At 22.4% G+C, this 18,701-nt stretch carries 14 protein-coding genes; all 14 read left to right on the top strand.

The window, feature by feature from the left end:
• Positions 1-765, top strand: coding sequence for an ABC transporter permease (locus tag HMPREF1552_RS01850; protein ID WP_021743343.1), 765 nt, complete (start codon positions 1-3; stop codon positions 763-765).
• A 13-nt stretch (positions 766-778) separates the two neighbouring features.
• On the top strand, positions 779-1,510 hold the full coding sequence (locus HMPREF1552_RS01845) for an ABC transporter ATP-binding protein (RefSeq protein ID WP_021743342.1): 732 nt from the start codon (positions 779-781) through the stop codon (positions 1,508-1,510).
• 851 nt (positions 1,511-2,361) lie between these two features.
• Entirely contained in the window at positions 2,362-2,487 is a 126-nt protein-coding gene (locus tag HMPREF1552_RS12870) for a hypothetical protein (RefSeq protein WP_021743341.1), read from the top strand.
• Positions 2,488-2,606: 119 nt separating this feature from the next.
• Entirely contained in the window at positions 2,607-5,516 is a 2,910-nt protein-coding gene (locus tag HMPREF1552_RS01840) for a glycosyltransferase (protein ID WP_021743340.1), read from the top strand.
• Positions 5,513-6,571, top strand: a complete 1,059-nt coding sequence (locus tag HMPREF1552_RS01835; RefSeq protein WP_021743339.1) for a hypothetical protein — start codon at positions 5,513-5,515, stop codon at positions 6,569-6,571. The genes HMPREF1552_RS01840 and HMPREF1552_RS01835 overlap by 4 nt, the downstream gene beginning before the upstream one ends.
• A gap of 2 nt (positions 6,572-6,573) precedes the next feature.
• Positions 6,574-7,689, top strand: coding sequence for a non-hydrolyzing UDP-N-acetylglucosamine 2-epimerase (gene wecB / locus HMPREF1552_RS01830; protein ID WP_039900998.1), 1,116 nt, complete (start codon positions 6,574-6,576; stop codon positions 7,687-7,689).
• An 8-nt stretch (positions 7,690-7,697) separates the two neighbouring features.
• On the top strand, positions 7,698-9,437 hold the full coding sequence (locus HMPREF1552_RS01825; protein WP_021743337.1) for a hypothetical protein: 1,740 nt from the start codon (positions 7,698-7,700) through the stop codon (positions 9,435-9,437).
• Positions 9,438-9,902: 465 nt separating this feature from the next.
• Positions 9,903-11,477, top strand: coding sequence for a hypothetical protein (locus HMPREF1552_RS01820; protein ID WP_155827467.1), 1,575 nt, complete (start codon positions 9,903-9,905; stop codon positions 11,475-11,477).
• A gap of 31 nt (positions 11,478-11,508) precedes the next feature.
• Positions 11,509-12,603, top strand: a complete 1,095-nt coding sequence (locus HMPREF1552_RS01815; RefSeq protein WP_021743335.1) for a DegT/DnrJ/EryC1/StrS aminotransferase family protein — start codon at positions 11,509-11,511, stop codon at positions 12,601-12,603.
• Between the two features lie 105 nt (positions 12,604-12,708).
• Complete coding sequence (locus HMPREF1552_RS01810; RefSeq protein ID WP_021743334.1) at positions 12,709-13,233, top strand: GNAT family N-acetyltransferase; 525 nt, start codon at positions 12,709-12,711, stop codon at positions 13,231-13,233.
• Positions 13,234-13,251: 18 nt separating this feature from the next.
• Positions 13,252-13,659, top strand: a complete 408-nt coding sequence (locus HMPREF1552_RS01805) for an FdtA/QdtA family cupin domain-containing protein (protein ID WP_021743333.1) — start codon at positions 13,252-13,254, stop codon at positions 13,657-13,659.
• On the top strand, positions 13,660-14,592 hold the full coding sequence (locus tag HMPREF1552_RS01800) for a glycosyltransferase family 2 protein (RefSeq protein WP_021743332.1): 933 nt from the start codon (positions 13,660-13,662) through the stop codon (positions 14,590-14,592).
• On the top strand, positions 14,582-14,962 hold the full coding sequence (locus tag HMPREF1552_RS01795) for a GtrA family protein (RefSeq protein WP_021743331.1): 381 nt from the start codon (positions 14,582-14,584) through the stop codon (positions 14,960-14,962). Before HMPREF1552_RS01800 ends, HMPREF1552_RS01795 begins: the two co-directional genes overlap by 11 nt.
• A 34-nt stretch (positions 14,963-14,996) precedes the next feature.
• Positions 14,997-17,732: an acyltransferase family protein gene (locus HMPREF1552_RS01790; protein WP_039900966.1), complete on the top strand. Its 2,736-nt coding sequence runs from the start codon at positions 14,997-14,999 to the stop codon at positions 17,730-17,732.
• Positions 17,733-18,701: the final 969 nt, after the last annotated feature.

Genomic DNA, 18,701 nt, shown 5'->3' with positions numbered 1-18,701 from the left:
ATGAATAATTTCATAAAATACAAAGATTTATTATTTGAGTTGGTTTTAAGAGATATAAAAATAAAATATAAAAAATCTATGTTAGGATTTACCTGGAGTATTTTAAACCCATTACTAATGATGACGGTAATGAGTGTTGTGTTTTCAACAATGTTTAGGATGGATATACCCAATTTTCCAATGTATTTAATAATAGGACAAGTAGTTTTTTCTTTTTTTTCGGAAGCAACAAACATAGCTATGGTTTCAGTGATAGGGAACGGAGAATTAATGAAAAAAGTATATATACCAAAATATATGTTTCCACTATCAAAAGTTATATTCAGTTTTTCAAATATGATTTTTTCTTTAGTAGCAATATTGATAGTAGCATTAATCACTAGATTACCATTAAGATTTGAGATGTTATTGTTTCCGATTCCATTAATATATGTTTTTGTATTTTCATTAGGTATAGGATTTATTTTAGCAAGTTATACAGTTTTTTTCAGAGATTTATTACATTTGTATAGTATATTATTGTTAGTTTGGACATATTTAACACCGATATTTTATCCAATAAAGATTTTACCTGAGAGCGTGAGAAGCTGGATAAATTATAATCCAATATACATGTATATTAAATATTTTAGAAGTATTATGCTATATGGAAAAATCCCTAGTTTGCAATTTAATTTAATTTGTATTATTACTTCTTTAATATCACTAATTATAGGAATATGGATATTTAGTAAAAAAGAAGATAAATTTATATTTTATGTATAAGTAGGTGAAATAAATGGAAGAAAATATTATAAAAATTAATAAAGTATCTATGAGTTTTAAATTAACAAGAGATAAAATATTTTCATTAAAAGAATATGTTATTAAATTTTTAAAACAAGAATTAGAATACGAGGAATTTAAAGCTTTAACAGATATAAGTTTTGAATTAAAAAAAGGAGAAATATTAGGAATAATAGGTTTCAATGGTTCTGGAAAGAGTACAATGTTGAAGATAATTTCTGGAATAATGAAACCAACAAAAGGATCAGTTGAAGTAAATGGTAATATTTCACCGTTGATAGAGTTAGGTTCAGGATTTGATATGGAGTTAACAGCTAGAGAAAATATATTTTTAAATGGATATATATTGGGATATAGTAAAAAATTTTTAAGAAAACATTTTGATGAAATTATTGAGTTTTCTGAGTTAGGAGAATTTATTGATATTCCAGTAAAAAATTTTTCTTCAGGAATGATTGCAAGATTAGGTTTCGCAATAGCAACAACTGTAAATCCAGAGATATTAATAGTAGATGAAATATTATCTGTAGGAGATTTTAAATTTCAAAAGAAGAGTGAAGATAGAATAAAAGAAATGATAAAAAATGGAGTAACAGTTATAATAGTATCACATTCAATAGAACAAATAGAAGAATTATGCACAAAAGTTCTTTGGTTAGATAAAGGTAGGGTAAAAGATTATGGTGAAACGAATAGAATTTGTAAAGAATATAAGAATAGCTAAAAGTAGAAAAGTATGATAAGATTGAAAAATAAGTAAAATAAATTAATCATTTTTAAAATTAAAATTTGATTAAATTAAAATTATTGTTAAACAATTTCTCAGATTCTGAATTCCTGTTTAGTTATGGTATTAATAGCTTCATCTAAAGAAATTTCAGGATTGTTCTTGCTTTTAACAGTAGCATTGGCATATTGAACAAGTAAGGGATTGATGTAATCTTCAGCTTACTAAAAGATTAAGTCAATTTCATTAGTGAAATTAGAAGTAAGATTAAAAATAATTTTTTATAGTTCATCTTTAAGAGAGCTGACAAAATCAAAATATTTTTTAATAATTCTAAGTTTTTCAACTTATTCTTGAGAAAGAACCCCGTTAATAGCTTCTTTAAGTCCAGGAATTTTAAACTTTTAAAAGTTAAGGTTCAAGATTAAAGGAAGCGTCAAAAAGATTTTCAAGAAGTTTCCGATAATAGCTAAAGAAATTTTGGCGAAGATGTCAGCAATGATGTTTGATGGTTTTAACATATTTAGGGTAAACTAGGATGATATAACAATGATTTTCAAAAATATTGAAGACAGGGATCCAGTTCCAGTATTACCGTTGAACTTTACACATACATCCTAGCAGTTATTAACAACGAGCCGTTGTAACATCAGTCCTTTAGTAAAGGTAGAAAAAATGATGGCTCTTGTAGAATTGCAGTCGGTATAGGCAATACAGAACACAATAAATATTTTGAAGATCGCGCAGCAATTATCATAAACAATTTTAAGAGATATAAAAAAACTTCAATCTAAACCGTTAGGTTTGAGTAATAGCAGGGAGAAATATTAATTGTTTGCGCCGAGCAAATGAGATCGTTTACTAAAGATAAGATTACGTGCTTAAAAACACAGTTGTTTATGCTTGAGAAGGCAACGACACCTATAAATATACGGTTTACAAAAGAAGATGTAGATTCGCTCACTTCCCTGTGATTTGTAGTTATTTTTTCTCTACAATCAAATAATATAAAATATAATAATTCTTGCAAAGGGTGACAAAATTTTTCATATAGTTTTGTGCCTTGAGCAAGGCGAAAGGAGTAATTATAAATATGCAAAATATAAATTCAAAAAAATATTGGGATGATCGATTTAAAACAGGAGATTGGGATACTTTTGGTGGAAGAGAACAAACCTCTTTTTTTTCAGATATATTATTGAGAAACTTACCTGAATGGGTTTACGAAAAAATTTGTTTAGAAAATTTATCTATTGTAGATTTAGGATGTGCAGAAGGAGAAATGACAAAACAACTAAAAGATATTTTTAAAAATTCAAAAGTTTTAGGAGTAGATTTTTCGAAAGATGCTATTGAAATTGCTAGAAAACGATTTGCTAATTTTGATATTGAATTTGAAGTTAATTCGATAGAAAATTTCAATAAACTATATGATGTTAGTATTTGCTCAAATGTGCTAGAACATTTTTATAATCCCTTTGAACAATTAAAAAAAATATTAAAAAAAACTTCTAAAATCGCCATCATAATGATGCCGTTTCAAGAAAAAAATTTACATGAAGAACATTTTTATAGATTTGATTATAATGATTATAAAATGATGCAGGATAATTTCTATTTGGCATATTATAAAATTATAAATACAGAAAATTATGAAAAAACATATTGGCCAGGGAAACAGATATTGTTAATCTATATAAAAAAAGATTATATTGAACTAAAAGAGCTTTCATTAGATAAAATTAACAACGGAAGTTTTGAAGAGTCATTGGAACTACAGAATAAATTAGAACAAAGAATAGAAAAAAATATATTATTAGAACAAAGAATAGAAAAAATATTAAAAATAAATTATACTTATAAAAATAATATTCAAGAAACTCAGAAATTGTTACATAAAGTTTTAAAATCAAAATCATCTAAAATAATTCATTTATATAATAGATTAGTTCATCAGTTGTTATTAGGTTCTCTTCAGGAGAAAAAGAAATTCATAAAATGGATCACAAAAAAATCTAGTGAGCTATCTGACTACAGATTTAATCCAATTATGAATCTTTTAAATGTTTTAGAAGGAAAAACAATAATAGATAAATCGGAAAAAAAAAATAATAAAAAAATTAAGCTATTAGACTATACATATAAAAAAGTAGATGTTGTTTTTTTATCAGTTATAGATTGGAATTTTAGATATCAAAGACCTCAGCATTTGGCTAAGAATATATCACAAAATGGAAATCGAGTATTTTATATAAATGCTAACTTCAGTGAACAAAATAAAATAAATAAATTAACTGAGAATTTGTATAATATAACTTTAAAAAAACAAGAAAAACTAAGGATTTACGATATTCTTGAAGAAGATAGTGACATTTTAAAAAAACAATTAGATGAGTTATATAAAGAATTTAATATAAGAGAAAGTATAGTTATACTTGAATATCCTACTTGGTATGAAGTAACTGAATTTCTAAAAAATAAATATAAATCGAAGATTATTTTAGACTATATTGATGATTATAATGATTTTAAAGAAACTTCAGAAAATAAATATTTAAAAGAAGCAACAAAAAAATGTTTAGAAATGTCTGACTTAGTAATAACTACTTCAGATTTTTTAAATAAAAGAGCCTCTAAATACGCTAAAAATACAAAAATAATTAGAAATGGAACAGAATTCAGTTTTTTTAATAAAGCATTAAGAGAAAAAAAAGTAGATGAAAAAGTCAAAATAGGGTATTATGGAGCAATCTCTTCCTGGTTTGATACTAATAAAGTAGAGTTTATTGCTAAGAACAGACCAGACATAGAAATAGAATTAATTGGAGAAGTTAGTGAACCAGAAGTAGAAAATATATTAAAAAGATATTCAAATGTTTCTTTTTTAGGAGAAAAAAAATACGAAGATTTACCAAATTATTTGATGAACTATGATGTTTGTTTGATACCTTTTAAAGATGATATTGATTTAATAAAAGCTACTAATCCAGTAAAATTTTATGAATATTTAAGTGCAGGAAAAAAAGTTGTAGCAACTGATATTCCCGAATTAAGGCCGTATGAAGGGAATTTAGTTAAGTTAGCTAAAAATAAAGAAGAATTTTTGAAGTTTGTAAATGAATTAATAGAAAAAGTTGATACAGAATATGAAATAAAAGAAAGAATCGAATTCGCTAAACAAAATGATTGGTCTGATAGAGCTAAAAATATTATGAAATGTTCAAAAGATTTGTTTGAAAAAGTAAGTATTATAATAGTAACATATAATAATTTGGATTTAACTAAAAAATGTATTAATAGTATTTTGGAAAGAACAGCTTATCCTAATTATGAAATAATTATTGTAGATAACGCATCTTCAGACGATACTCCGAATTATTTGAGAGAAATAAAAGAAGAATATTCTAACATAAAGATAAAATTAAATAAAGAAAACATGGGTTTTGCTAGTGGAAATAATCAAGGAATAAAATTATCAGACGGAAAATATTATATTTTATTAAATAATGATACGATTGTTACTAGAGGATGGATAACAGGATTAATAAAGCATTTTGAAAATAAAAAAGTAGGAATGGTAGGAAGTGTAACGAATTCAATTGGAAATGAAGCAGAAATTAAAGTAGATTATAAAAATGAAAATGAAATAGATGAATTTTCTTTAAACTATACAACAGAACATTATAATGAAATTTATGAAGATATAGAAGTTTTAGCAATGTATTGTGTTGCATTAAAAAAAGATATTGTTAACGAAATTGGGTTATTAGATGAAAATTATGAGATAGGTATGTTTGAGGATGATGATTATTCATATACATTAACTAATGCGGGATATGAGTTAATTTGTGCAGAAGATGTATTTGTTCATCATTTTGGACGATCTTCTTTTAAAAAAATGAATAATAAAGAATATAAAAGAATATTTGAAAGAAATAAAAAGTATTATGAAGAAAAATGGAATACAGTTTGGATACCACATAGAAAGAGATTTGAATTATGAAAGTAATGTATTTTTCTTTAGTAGGATGGAATTGGATAAAACAAAGACCACATTTTATATCAGAAGGAATAACTCAAAACATAGAAAAATTAGAATATATTTCTGTTTTTCCTCTTTTCAAATCAAAATCAAAAAAAATAGAGATAAAAGAAAATTTTGTCATTAGAGAATTTTGGGTGTTTCCGTTTTCTTTAAAATTTAGAATTATTAGATTAATAAATAGATTTTTATTTAATAAAAAAATAAACCTAAAAGAATACGATGTAATTATATTAACACATCCCTTACAAATAGAGTATTTAAGAGAAATAAATAAGAAAAATTATAAAATTATATACGATTGCATGGATAATATTCCAGAATTTTATGATAAAAATGTAGGTAAGAAAATTATCTATTTTGAAAAAGAGTTAATAAATGTAGCTTCAAAAATAATAGTTAGCTCAATTACACTAAAAAAAATTTTGTTAGAAAGATATGAGATAAAAGATAAAAAAATAAAAGTTATTAATAATGCTACTATTAATATTCAAATTGATAAAATAAGACATATAATATTGAAACAGCCTAACCTAGTTTATATAGGAACTATAGACAAGTGGCTAGATATAGAAATGTTGAAAAATTTTGCAATAAATAATCCTAAGTATACTATTTATTTAATAGGTCCGAATAAATTAATGTCACAAAATATTTTTCCTAAAAATATAATTTTCTATGGAAGTATAAAACATGAGAAGGTTTTCTCATTTATTAAATCTTCTGATATTCTTTTAATACCTTTTATAAAAAATAATCTAATAGAAGCTGTTGATCCTGTAAAGATATACGAATATATTGGGTTAAATTCTAATATAATATCAACAGAATGGGATGAGATTACGAAATTTGATTATAAAAATTTAAAGTTTTATAAAGATTATGAAACTTTTGAAAAAGCGGTAAAAGATTTTAAAATAAAAGATTTTAATAAGACAATAAATACAAAGTTTATAAATGAAAATAATTGGAAAAAAAGGATAGAAGAATACTTAAAAGTATTAGAAATGGAGTAAGGATGTTAAAGATAATGTTTGTATTTGGTACTAGACCAGAAGCGATAAAAATGGCTCCTTTGGTATTAGAATCATTAAAGCAAAAAGATAAATTTAAGGTTAAAGTTGTTATAACAGGTCAGCATAAAGAAATGTTAGATGAAGTATTAAAAATATTTAAAATTGTTCCAGATTATGATTTAAAAATAATGAAAAAAGAACAAACTATAATTGATATTTCGATATCTATCTTAGAAAAAATGGATAAAATTATAAAAAAAGAAAAACCAGAAATAATTTTTGTACATGGAGATACTTCTACAGCTTTGAATACAGCAATGGTTTCTTTTTATAACAAAATTAAAGTTGCTCATATTGAAGCAGGTTTAAGAAGTTATAATATGTATTCTCCATTTCCAGAAGAAATGAATAGAAAATTAATAAGTTCTTTAACAACTTATCATTTTGCTCCAACAGAAAATAATAAACAGAATTTATTAAAAGAAAATATAAAAGAAAATGTTTTTGTTACAGGAAATACAGTAATAGATGCTTTATTTAGTGTTATTAAAGAAAATTACGTGTTTGAAAGTGAAATTTTGAATAATATAGATTATAAAAATAAGAATATAATTTTGTTAACTTGTCATAGAAGAGAAAATTTAGGAGAGAGAATGAAAGATATTTTTGAATCATTATTAGAAATAATACATCAAAATAAAGATATAGAAATAATTTTTCCGATGCACAAAAATCCTAAAATAAGAGAAATTGTAAATAAAGTTATAGGTTGTCAAAAACAGATTCATTTAATAGAACCTTTAGGATATGTATCATTTGTAAATTTGATGAAAAAAGTTAAATTAATATTGACAGATAGTGGAGGAATACAAGAAGAAGCACCAGCTCTTGGAAAACCTGTTTTTGTACTAAGAACTGAAACTGAAAGGTCAGAAGCTTTAGAAGCAGGTACTATAAAATTAATTGGGGTTAAAAAAAATAATATAATTAATGAAGTGGAAGAAATATTAAAAGATAAAAAAAAGTATAATCTGATGAGTCAGGCAAAAAATCCTTATGGAGTTGGAGATTCAAGTAAAAAAATTTTGAAAATAATTGATAAAATAAAAGAAAGGTAGTCTAAATTATGAAAAAAATAAAGATAAATATTAATATTTATAAAAATTTTTTTATTTTATTAAGTGAAAAGTTAAAATTAAATAAAATTTTAATAATAATATTCTCGATTATTTTAATGTTTCCGCTATATAGAACAGGAATAAATGTTTATGATGAATTACAATTAAGACTTTGTAAGTTTTTAGGGATAAAAAGTTTTTTAAAATATCATTATGAAGCAGTTTTACAACATCAAGGAAGAATGCCCATTCCATTAGTTTTAAATAATTATTTGAATTTTTTTTCAACAAATCAAAAAATATACAAATTAGTAGAAATTTTTATAATTATTTCAAATGTTGTATTATTCGGTTATTTATTATATAAAGTAACTAAAAATAAAAAATTAAGCTTCTTAAGTATGATTATTTTTATTGCATTTTTGCCAATGGGATGGGAACCGGTTCCACCAAATGCATATACTGGCATGTATGGAATATCTATTTCAGTTTTTCTTGTTTCATTGATATACTATCAGAGTTATTTAGAAACTGAAAATAAAAAATTTTTAATTATAAGTGGAATTACATATCTGTATAGTTTGTTAACGTATGAGTTGTTTTTATTTTATTTTTTATTATATTTAGTAATGGCCTTAAAAAAAGATAATAGTAGATTAAAAATAGTTTATGTCAATTTAAAATATATAATAATAATAACATTGTCCTATCTTTTTCTATATTTTGTATTAAGATTATGTTATCCTAGTGCTTACGATGGAAATAAACTAGCATTAATTTCTTTAAAACGTACATTAAATCAGATTTTTTTAATGTTTAGAAGTTCTTTCCCGGGATATTATTTATTTAATGCAAAATATCGTTTTCTTTTTAGAGTAAGTAATGAATTTTCACAGGAAAGTGAACTTTTTATAAATGTGAGAATTATACTTTATATGATTTTAGGAGTATATTTTATTAACAAAATTTTAAAATTAAATACAAAAAAAATAGAAATTAAGAAAAATATTTTTATAATCATAATAATTTTATTTTTAATGATTTTAACATTAAGTGTGAGAGTACTATCAAAAACAAATCAAGAAAATCCTATTGTAGGACCTGATTTATTTATAGGGTTTACTAATACTTATTTTACATATTTCTTAGCAGTATTTATAATTAGCTCAATTGTAAGTACATTTAATAATAAAATTTTTAAATTTTTGGCAATGATAACTTTTGTTATATTTTCTACATCAACTCAAATTATGAATGAAGTTATTTCTTTAAAACAAGAAAAAGAATATAAAAAATTAACAGATGCTGAAAGAATTTTTGAAACGAATGAAATTATTAATTGGAATGAAAAAAAAATATTTTCAGAAGATTTATATAAGATGGGATTGGCGATAGGGCTTCATAAGAATTATTGGACAGAAATTTCTAAAATAAAGAAATTGAATATAGAAGTGTCAAATAAATTAGATAATCAAAATGGAATTATAATATCTAGGAATATTGGTAAAAGAGAAATATTTTTATTGGGTACTATAGATAGTATTACTCAAGATCAACAAATTTTAACTAAAAATATTTCAATTTTTTCATTGAATAATTTGGAGTCAAAAAAGGTATATTTTAAAAATGAAAATAATGAATATAACTATATTGAGTTAAAAAATGGAATTAAAGATAAGAAATTTTACAAATATAATATTAATTTTGATAAAACAATATTTACTAATAGTATTGATATCGTTAATTAAATACTAAATTTATAATATCATTTTAAATGGTTTTGATATTATCAGAGAAGGAGGAAAAATTTTATGATACAAAATAAAAAAGTAATAATTTATAAACTTTTATTTTCTATAATAGTATCTTTTATGATGTATTCATATGTGAATGAAATAGTATATAAAATTTTACCAATTAAAGAAGTAGAGATTTCTATTGTAGAAAAAGATAATAGTAATATCATGATAATAGAAAATGAAGAAACATCAAAATTTTATTCGTTAAAAGAAATTTTCAAAAAAAATAAGTTAAAAAACGCAGATTTAAAAGAAAAAATAGAAAAAAATAATAAGTATATAATTTATTTTAGTAATCCTGAAACTAAAATTTCTTTTAATCTAAAAGAAGTTCCTAATAATGCGATATATTTTTTTAATACAGGAATTAAAAAAGTAAATGTAAAAATTAGTAATAAATCTAGAGTATTAGATATGGATATTCCAAAAGATGGAGAAACTTATGCTTATTTTCCGTTTCAGAATAGCAAATTATACTTTTTATATTCAATTGGAATTTATTTTATTCTTACTGTAATTATATATATAGTTTTTAATTTTTTAAACTTCATACTAAAAAAATTAAAGATAAAAAGAATTAAAAACTTTTTATTGGGATATAACCCTAAAAAAGTATTTTTATTATTATATTTATTTGTATCTATAGTTATAACAATAAGTGTTTTAGGAGAATTTTTACCTAAAACTTATTTTGATGAAAAAACCAAAGAAGTTGTTTGGGATCAGTTTTGGTATTGGAATATGGGATGGGCTTTAAAAAATTTACAATTTAAGTATCTTGTAAAAGGTGTATCTTTTCGAGGATATTTTGCTTACGTTCCAATGGCCCTAGCTCAAAGTATAAACGATATATTTAAAATAAGATTTAATAAATATTGGTCATTTTATATACTTAATAATTTTTTTATAATTCTATTTGTAAGTTATATAATTCCTGAAATATACAAGAATTTAACAAAAAAAATATTAAAAAATTATCAAATTATAGTTATGTTTCTCTTGTTTTCTTTTTTTTGGAGGGGAGTGTATTATTCCGTATTGTCTGATATGTTTGGTGTAATAATGTTTTTTTGGGGTATTTTAATGTATTTAAAATATAAAAATGGTAATAGAGGAGTCTTAGCTTTTTTATCTGGAGTACTGGTAACAATTGCTTCTTTAATTAGAACAAATTATAAATTTGGGGTATATATTGTAGCTATTATATTTATTTTAAAATATGGATTTAAAATTTTAAAAATTGATAAATTTTGTAAATTAAAAAAAAATTTTTTTGTTTATTTTTTTCTGGGAGTTATATTGATAGCTTTTCCACAAGCTGTAATAAATTTTAAACAAGGTCATATAGGTTTATTTCCTTATGATAAAAGGGGAAGTTATAATCGTTCAAGAAATTTTACTTTAGTAGAGGAGCATATTAATGCCTCATTGAAAGTAACTTTGGTATATATTTATCCATATAAATATAATCCTGATAATACAGCACTAAAATTAAAAAATAATTTTACAAAAGAGGACATAAATATAAATCAAACATTTGCTCTATTTATAAGCAATCCATTAGATACTACTATTTTAATGACTAAAAAGATATTTTATTTTATAGATTTAAAAACACCAGAAATGTATCCTTCTGCTTATAAGAGTCGTACTGAAACATACATTTTTAGTTTTTTTAACTATTGGATATTTTTAACTGGAATTTATTTGTTGATAAATAAAAGAAATCGTAGAGAATACTTTTCTAAAGAGGAGCTATTATTAGGAAGTATCTTAACTATAGTATTTACTTTACCGCAACTTATATTAGCTATAGAATGGAGATTTTTTATAATATTTTATTTAATAGCTTATTACATTTTTTCCTTTAAATTTACAGAAGTTATTTTTGATAAAAAATTTAATAAATTTAAATATTTTAATTTTATAATTTTAGGTGAAATTTTATTTTTTGTATTAAGTTCTTTTTATTTCGATTCTATTATATAGAGATTTTATTTAATGAAGGAGAGGGAATTCGATGGAAGTACCATTTAATGTCTTAGACAGACAATTTTTTAAATACCAATCTGAATATGAACAAAAAGTTTTAGAAGTTTTGAGAAGTGGTTGGTATATTTTAGGGAAAGAAGTTCAGGAATTTGAAAAAGAATTTGCTAAATATTTGGGAGTAAAAAATGTTGTAGGAGTTGATAATGGACTTAACGCATTAGTATTGACTTTTAGAGCATTAGGAATAGGCGAAGGAGATGAGGTTATAGTTCAAGGAAATACTTATATTGCAAGTGTTATGGGAATTTCTATGAATGGAGCAACGCCAATATTTGTAGAGCCTGATGAATTTTTTAACATGGATATGGAAAAAGTGAAAGAAAAAATTACTCCTAAAACAAGAGCTATATTAGTAACACACTTATATGGACAAGCTTCTAATATGGAAAAAGCTGTTGAAATTTGTAAAAAATATAATTTGAAATTAGTTGAAGATTGTGCCCAATCACATGGAGCAAAATTTAATGGGAAAATGACAGGTAGTTTTGGAATAGGATGTTTTAGTTTTTATCCAAGTAAGAATTTAGGAGCTTTTGGAGATGGAGGAGCAATTGCTACTAATGATGATGAATTTGCTCAAAAAATAAAAGTATTAAGAAATTATGGGAGTGAAAAGAGATATTATAATCAAGTAGTTGGGTATAATTCTAGATTAGATGAAATTCAGGCAGGGCTTTTAAGAGTAAAATTAAAATATTTAAATGAATTAACTGAAGAAAGAGAAAAAATTGCTAAAAGATATATTAATGAAATAAAAAATCCATTAATAAAATTACCTAAAGTTAGAGAAAACGCAACACATGTTTGGCATTTGTTTGTAATTAAATGTGAAAATAGAGATAGACTTCAAGAATATTTAGCAGAGAAAGGTGTAGGGACAGTAATTCACTATCCAATTCCACCACATATGTCAGAAGCATATAAATATTTAAATATAAAAAAAGGAAAACTACCTGTAACAGAAAAATATGCAGAAACAGTTTTGAGTATTCCCATGTATAATGGGATGAAAAATGAAGAAATTAGTTATGTGGTGGAGGTATTAAATGAATTCAAAGGTTAGATTAAAATATAACGTAATTATTAAATCGAAAATTTTTGATTATTAAAGAATTACTTATCTGATATCTTATCATGATAATTATTAACAGAAAGGAATTTTTCAAATATGTTAAAAACTAAGAATATAAAATTTGAATTAGTTACAGAAGATGATGCTGAAAGAATAATCGAATTGAGGAAAAATGATAATTTAAACAAATATCTTTCTGCTACAGATGAAGATATTGAAAAACAAAAAAAATGGATAAAAGAGTATAAAAATAGAGAAAAAGATGGGACAGAGTATTATTATTCGATAAGAACAGAAGAAGATGAAATTTTAGGATATGTTAGAGTATATAAAATAAATAAAAAAGAAAAAAGTTTTACTTGGGGTAGTTGGATAATGAAAGAAGAAAAGCCTATTTCAAGTGCACTAGAAACAGCTATATTAATTTATGAAATTGCATTTAGAGAATTGAATATGGAAAAAGCATTATTTGAAGTTATGAAAGAAAATACAAAAGTAGTATCTTTTCATAAAAAATTTGGAGCAACTAAAATTTCTGAAGATGCTGAATTTGAGTATTTTATATTAGAAAAAGAAGATTATTTTAAAATAAGAGAAAAGAAATATAAAAAATATTTATAATAAAATGAGGAAACTAAAATGAAAAAATATGAATTATTGGAATTTCCACAATTGGGTGATAAAAGAGGTCATCTTGTGGTAGCTGAAGGAAATAAGGATATACCATTTGATATAAAAAGAATATTTTATATTTATGGTAGTGATAAAGATGTAGTAAGAGGTCAACATGCAAATAAATTATCAGAGTTTGTTCTTATAAATCTTTGTGGTAGTTGTGATATTTTTATAGATGATGGGGAAAATCAAGAAACTATTATTTTAGATAAACCGCACCAAGGTATTTATTTGGATAAATTAGTTTGGAAAAATATGTTTAATTTTTCTAAGGATTCTATATTATTAGTTTTAAGTAACGAATATTATAACGGTAAAGAGTATATTAGAGATTATGAAGAATTTAAAAAAATAACTAGGGAGAAAAAATAAATGAAAAAATTATCAGTTATCATACCTGTCTATTTTAATGAAATGAATATCCCAAAATTATATGAAAAATTAATGGAAGTATTAAAAAATAATAGATTCTGTTATGAAATTATATTTGTAGATGATGGCTCACAAGATAATTCATATTTAGAATTATTAAAAGTTAGAGAAAAAGACAAGAATATAAAAATATTAAAATTATCAAAAAATTATGGTTCTCATACTGCAATTCTAGCAGGAATGAGTCATATTACAGGAGATTGTGTTACGGTACTATCAGCTGATTTACAAGATCCACCCGAGATAATAGAAAAAATGTTTGAAAAATGGTTAGAAGGAAATAAAGTTGTTTTAGCTGTTAGAGAAAGTAGAGAGGAATCATTTTTACAAACGTTTATTTCAAATACATATTATAAATTAATGCAAAGATTTGCTTTAAAAAATATGCCTAAAGGTGGATTTGATTGTTTTTTAATTGATAAACAAGTTTGTAAAAAAGTAGCTGAAATGAAAGAAAAAAATACATCTATAATGGGTCAAATATTGTGGTGTGGATTTAAAACTGAAAAAATATATTACACTCGAAGAGAAAGAGAAGAAGGAAAGTCAAGATGGACTTTATCTAAAAAAATAAAATTATTTGTTGACTCTTTTTTGTCATTTTCTTACTTTCCAATAAGATTCATGTCTTTTTTGGGATTTATTTTTGCAATCTTTGGCTTTTTTGGAATAATTTATTTAATTTTTAATAAATTATTTAATAATGTTTCAATAAAAGGTTGGACTTCAATGATAGCAATTGTTTTAATTGTTTCAGGAGTTCAAATGTTAATAACGAGTATTATTGGAGAATATGTTTGGAGAATACTAGATGAAGTAAAAAATAGACCAAATTATATAATTGAAGAGGAAGTAGGTTTTGATGAAAAATAATAAATTTATTTCAATTTCGTTTATTAAATTTCTAATTACAGGATTTATAAATACTTTTTCTTCTTTTGGATTATATGTATTGTTGTTGAAATTAAATTGTAATTATATCATTGCGATAATTTTATCTTATATATTTGGAATAATTTTGAGTTATTTATTAAATACGTTTTTTGTATTTAAAGCAAAAAAAGAAGTTAGAAACATGATTAAATTTATATTTAGTTATTTATCTTCTTTGATAATAAATATTTTAGTTACAATATTATTAGTAAATTATCTAAAAATAGATAAAATTATTGCTCAATTAATAGCAACTATTATTTGTATAGGATATAATTTTATTTTACAAAGTAAGTGGGTTTTTAAGTAAATCAGAATTTTGATATAATATGGAGGTTAGTTATATGGAAGAAAAAAAAAGGAGATTAGATTTTATTGATATGATGAAAGGAGTATTAATAGTTTTAATGGTAATAGGACATACAAATTCTCCATATACGTCATTTATTTATTTATTTCATATGGGTGCTTTTTTTATAATATCAGGTTTTTTATATAATGATTCTAAATATACTATAAAAAGCTATATAAAAAAGCAAATAAAAGGATTATTGCTCCCTTATTTTGTCGTAAATATCTTATTTCTTATTTTTGCTAGAATAATAAATAAATTTTTAAAAATGAATGTATTTTTTAATATACCAACTATAAAAAGTTTTTTATTATATTCTCAAAGAGTAGATATTGGAGATGCAACCTGGTTTTTATTAGTTTTATTCTATTCAAGCATATTATCAGCAATATTATTAAAATGTAAGAAAAAAATAAATTTGAAGTATACTATTTTAGTATTATTTTTTATATCTGTTATTATTAACCAAAATAGAATTTTATTACCGTACATGTTAGATTTATCATTTTATGGAACTTTATATTTTTTAATTGGCTTTATTATAAAAGAATATAATATAATTAGTAGAATAGATAACAATGTATACATTTTTTTTATTTCAATTGGGATAATGTATTATTTTTTCAAAATAAGTTATATACCTATAAGTTGGGCAGGTAGAGATTTTAGAATGCCGTTTGATATTTTTATATGTTTATCAGGAACGTATTTAGTTTATCTTTTTTCTAAAATAATGATTAATCTAAATTTAGGAATTGAACAAATTAAACTCTTAGGAAGAAAAAGTTTGTCCATAATGATTTTTCATTTTTTAGGTTTTAGGTTATGTTTTTATCTATTATATAATATGGGTTATGTTAATTTAAATCAAATATCAACTTTAATACTTGAATCAAAATATCCATTTTGGCCGTTAGTTATTGTATTCGGTTTATTAATTAGTCTTGTAATAGACAATATGATTTCTTTAAGTAATAGAGCTTATTTAATTATTTTAGGAAGAAAAATCATTTCAGAAAGTAAATTTAAGAGAAATATTAAAATTCAAATGAGATATTATAGTAATAATTCAATATTACTTTTAGTCATAGTATTATTTATCTTTAATTTATGGGTACTTACTAAATTCAATTTTTTTATGTTTAATGATTATTCGATATTAAAAATAATAAAATATTCTTCTTTAAAAGAGATATTATTTAATCAGTCGTCATCAACGGGCTTAATTTTTCTTAAATTTATATACGAACTATTTAAATTAAACTATGAATATCATCATTTAATTTTGTTATTTATACATATAATGACCTCTATAGGGGTATATAAATTATCTAAAAATTTATTTGAGAGTAAAAAAATAGCTTTTTACTCAGGAATAATTTTTGGAATGTGGCCAATATCAACAATGACTTTTTTATCGGATTCTTTTATACTTGATTTATTAGTTGGTTTTTTTTCAATTTTAATATTAAATATTTTTATAATTTTAGAGAATAAATCTAAAAAAATGAAATTTTTATATTCTGGATTAATAATTATTTTATATTATTTAGGACTTAAATCAAAAGAAACGATAATAATTCTCCCATTGATTTTATTAATATATGAAATATTAAAAAGTATAAAATATAAAAAAAATAAAGTATCATTTTTAACAATAATTCTTAATATAATAACAGTATTATGTTTAAAAATGATATTAAGTTTAAAAGCTGCTAATATAATTTTTGATATTAAAAATTCTCATCATCATACTTTTAAAATAATAAATTTAATAAAAAATTTTTGTAAATATATTATTTTGTATTTTGATATAAATAATTCTTCATTTACTTATACGAAAGTCTCCTTTATTTCTTTATTTTTTATATTAATTATAATATTATTTTTACTTTATTATATTTTTATAAAAAAGGAAAATTATAGATATCAGATCATTTGGATAATTGGCAACATAGTAGTGGTATTAGTTCCAGTTTTATTTAATAGTGAGCAATATAAATTATATTTATATCTTCCATCTATTTTTTTGTCAATAATTTTTGCAATATTTTTTGAAAATATAATTAAAATTGTTAAATTAAAAATGAAGTATGATATATTTATAGTTTTAGTATTTTTAATTATAGTTAATTTTTTTTACGGTGGAAGAGGCTTTAGAGACCATTGGAAACATTTGTCAATTAGAAATTATAATTCATATAAAGCATTAGAGAAATTAAATATATCAGAAAATTCTATATCAAATTTTTACATAGATAATGTTATTTCTGAGGATAATGTATTTTCTCATAGCTCAGATTCTATATTAAAAATGCTTTATGGAAAAAATATAAATGTAGAAATTAATTCAAAACAAAATTATGATTTAACAAAAGAGTACATGTATTTAAGTTATAATAATCTAAATGGTGATATAAAGGTAAAAAAATATATATTACCTAAGATAGATTCTGTCTCTCCTAATGAAATAAAAAAAGGAGTGAAATTTAATTTGTATAATAATAAATCGGTTATTATTGTAGAAGGGTCTAATATTTTAAAGAATAGTAAATTAGTTATAAATAATACAGAATTATCTGATACAGTAGTAGCTGGGAAGATTATGACAGCATTTTTACCAAATAATTTTTATGATAAAACACAAATTTTACAATTAAGAATAAAAAATAAATATACTAACAACGTAGTTTATTCTGAAAAAAAAGAAATAATTGTTAAAGATTAAATAGAGTTTTCTTAATACCGAGTATAATTTAAGGTTATGGTTGATATCTTGTATAGATAATAGGGTAAGATAAATAGAGTTTATATTATCTCAAAATATATACAAACATCTGAAAATTATTTTAATATCATAGATTGTAAATATATTTTTAGAGAATAAAATATTTAAGTTATAATATTAAAAGGAGTAAATTAATATGGAAAAATATAATCAATTTGAAATTTTTAGATTTTTGGGAAGTTTAGCTGTAATTTTTTCTCATGTATCGTATAATATGCAAATTCCAAGACTTTTAAAATCAGGACCTGCATGGGTATTTTTCTTTTTTTTATCTTTCAGGATTTCTATTAGCATACAGATATATAGATTCTTCTGATTTTAATATCTTAGATTTTTATAAAATAAGAATTTTTAAATTTTATCCAATTTATTTTTTTCATTATTATTAATACTATTATCATCAAAGATTAAATAGGATATTATATATAATATTCTTTTGATTCAGTCATGGTTTTTTACTAAACCATTAACTTATAATTTATCAACATGGTATTTATCAGCATTATTTTTATTATTTCCAATTTTTTTACACTTATTAAAAACTAAATATTTTATTTGGATAGTTTTATTAGTTAATATATATACTTGTTATTTTTTTAATTATCTAGTTAAATTTACTATTAATGGAAACGGTTATATATTAGAGATAATATATTATAATCCTATAATGCATATAAGTTCTTTTATCTTGGAATGTTAATGTATGATAGAATTAGAGTTTTTCAAAAACGAAGAATATATTCAATTTTTGTTATAATTAATATTTTATTTTTATTCATAATCTATCAAAACCTTAAGGTTATTTTTAATCCTTTAATGACTCTATCTTTTTCTCCATTGATAATATGTCTTTTTCTTGATAATGGTATAGTGAGTCACGACAAACGTACGAAAAAAATCTAAAAAAAA

Origin of the sequence: Leptotrichia sp. oral taxon 879 str. F0557 (assembly GCF_000469385.1) — a bacterium.
GTDB lineage: Bacteria > Fusobacteriota > Fusobacteriia > Fusobacteriales > Leptotrichiaceae > Leptotrichia > Leptotrichia mesophila.
This window is presented reverse-complemented; position numbering and strand designations above follow the sequence as displayed.

Excerpts from the sequence above, each read along its gene's own strand:
- HMPREF1552_RS01845 (WP_021743342.1), top strand. The coding sequence starts at position 779 with ATGGAAGAAAATATTATAAAAATTAATAAAGTATCTATGAGTTTTAAA.
- HMPREF1552_RS01840 (WP_021743340.1), top strand. The coding sequence starts at position 2,607 with ATGCAAAATATAAATTCAAAAAAATATTGGGATGATCGATTTAAAACA.
- HMPREF1552_RS12870 (WP_021743341.1), top strand. The coding sequence starts at position 2,362 with ATGAGATCGTTTACTAAAGATAAGATTACGTGCTTAAAAACACAGTTG.
- HMPREF1552_RS01790 (WP_039900966.1), top strand. The coding sequence starts at position 14,997 with ATGGAAGAAAAAAAAAGGAGATTAGATTTTATTGATATGATGAAAGGA.
- HMPREF1552_RS01850 (WP_021743343.1), top strand. The coding sequence starts at position 1 with ATGAATAATTTCATAAAATACAAAGATTTATTATTTGAGTTGGTTTTA.
- HMPREF1552_RS01820 (WP_155827467.1), top strand. The coding sequence starts at position 9,903 with ATGGATATTCCAAAAGATGGAGAAACTTATGCTTATTTTCCGTTTCAG.
- HMPREF1552_RS01805 (WP_021743333.1), top strand. The coding sequence starts at position 13,252 with ATGAAAAAATATGAATTATTGGAATTTCCACAATTGGGTGATAAAAGA.
- wecB (WP_039900998.1), top strand. The coding sequence starts at position 6,574 with ATGTTAAAGATAATGTTTGTATTTGGTACTAGACCAGAAGCGATAAAA.
- HMPREF1552_RS01825 (WP_021743337.1), top strand. The coding sequence starts at position 7,698 with ATGAAAAAAATAAAGATAAATATTAATATTTATAAAAATTTTTTTATT.
- HMPREF1552_RS01795 (WP_021743331.1), top strand. The coding sequence starts at position 14,582 with ATGAAAAATAATAAATTTATTTCAATTTCGTTTATTAAATTTCTAATT.
- HMPREF1552_RS01800 (WP_021743332.1), top strand. The coding sequence starts at position 13,660 with ATGAAAAAATTATCAGTTATCATACCTGTCTATTTTAATGAAATGAAT.
- HMPREF1552_RS01815 (WP_021743335.1), top strand. The coding sequence starts at position 11,509 with ATGGAAGTACCATTTAATGTCTTAGACAGACAATTTTTTAAATACCAA.
- HMPREF1552_RS01810 (WP_021743334.1), top strand. The coding sequence starts at position 12,709 with ATGTTAAAAACTAAGAATATAAAATTTGAATTAGTTACAGAAGATGAT.
- HMPREF1552_RS01835 (WP_021743339.1), top strand. The coding sequence starts at position 5,513 with ATGAAAGTAATGTATTTTTCTTTAGTAGGATGGAATTGGATAAAACAA.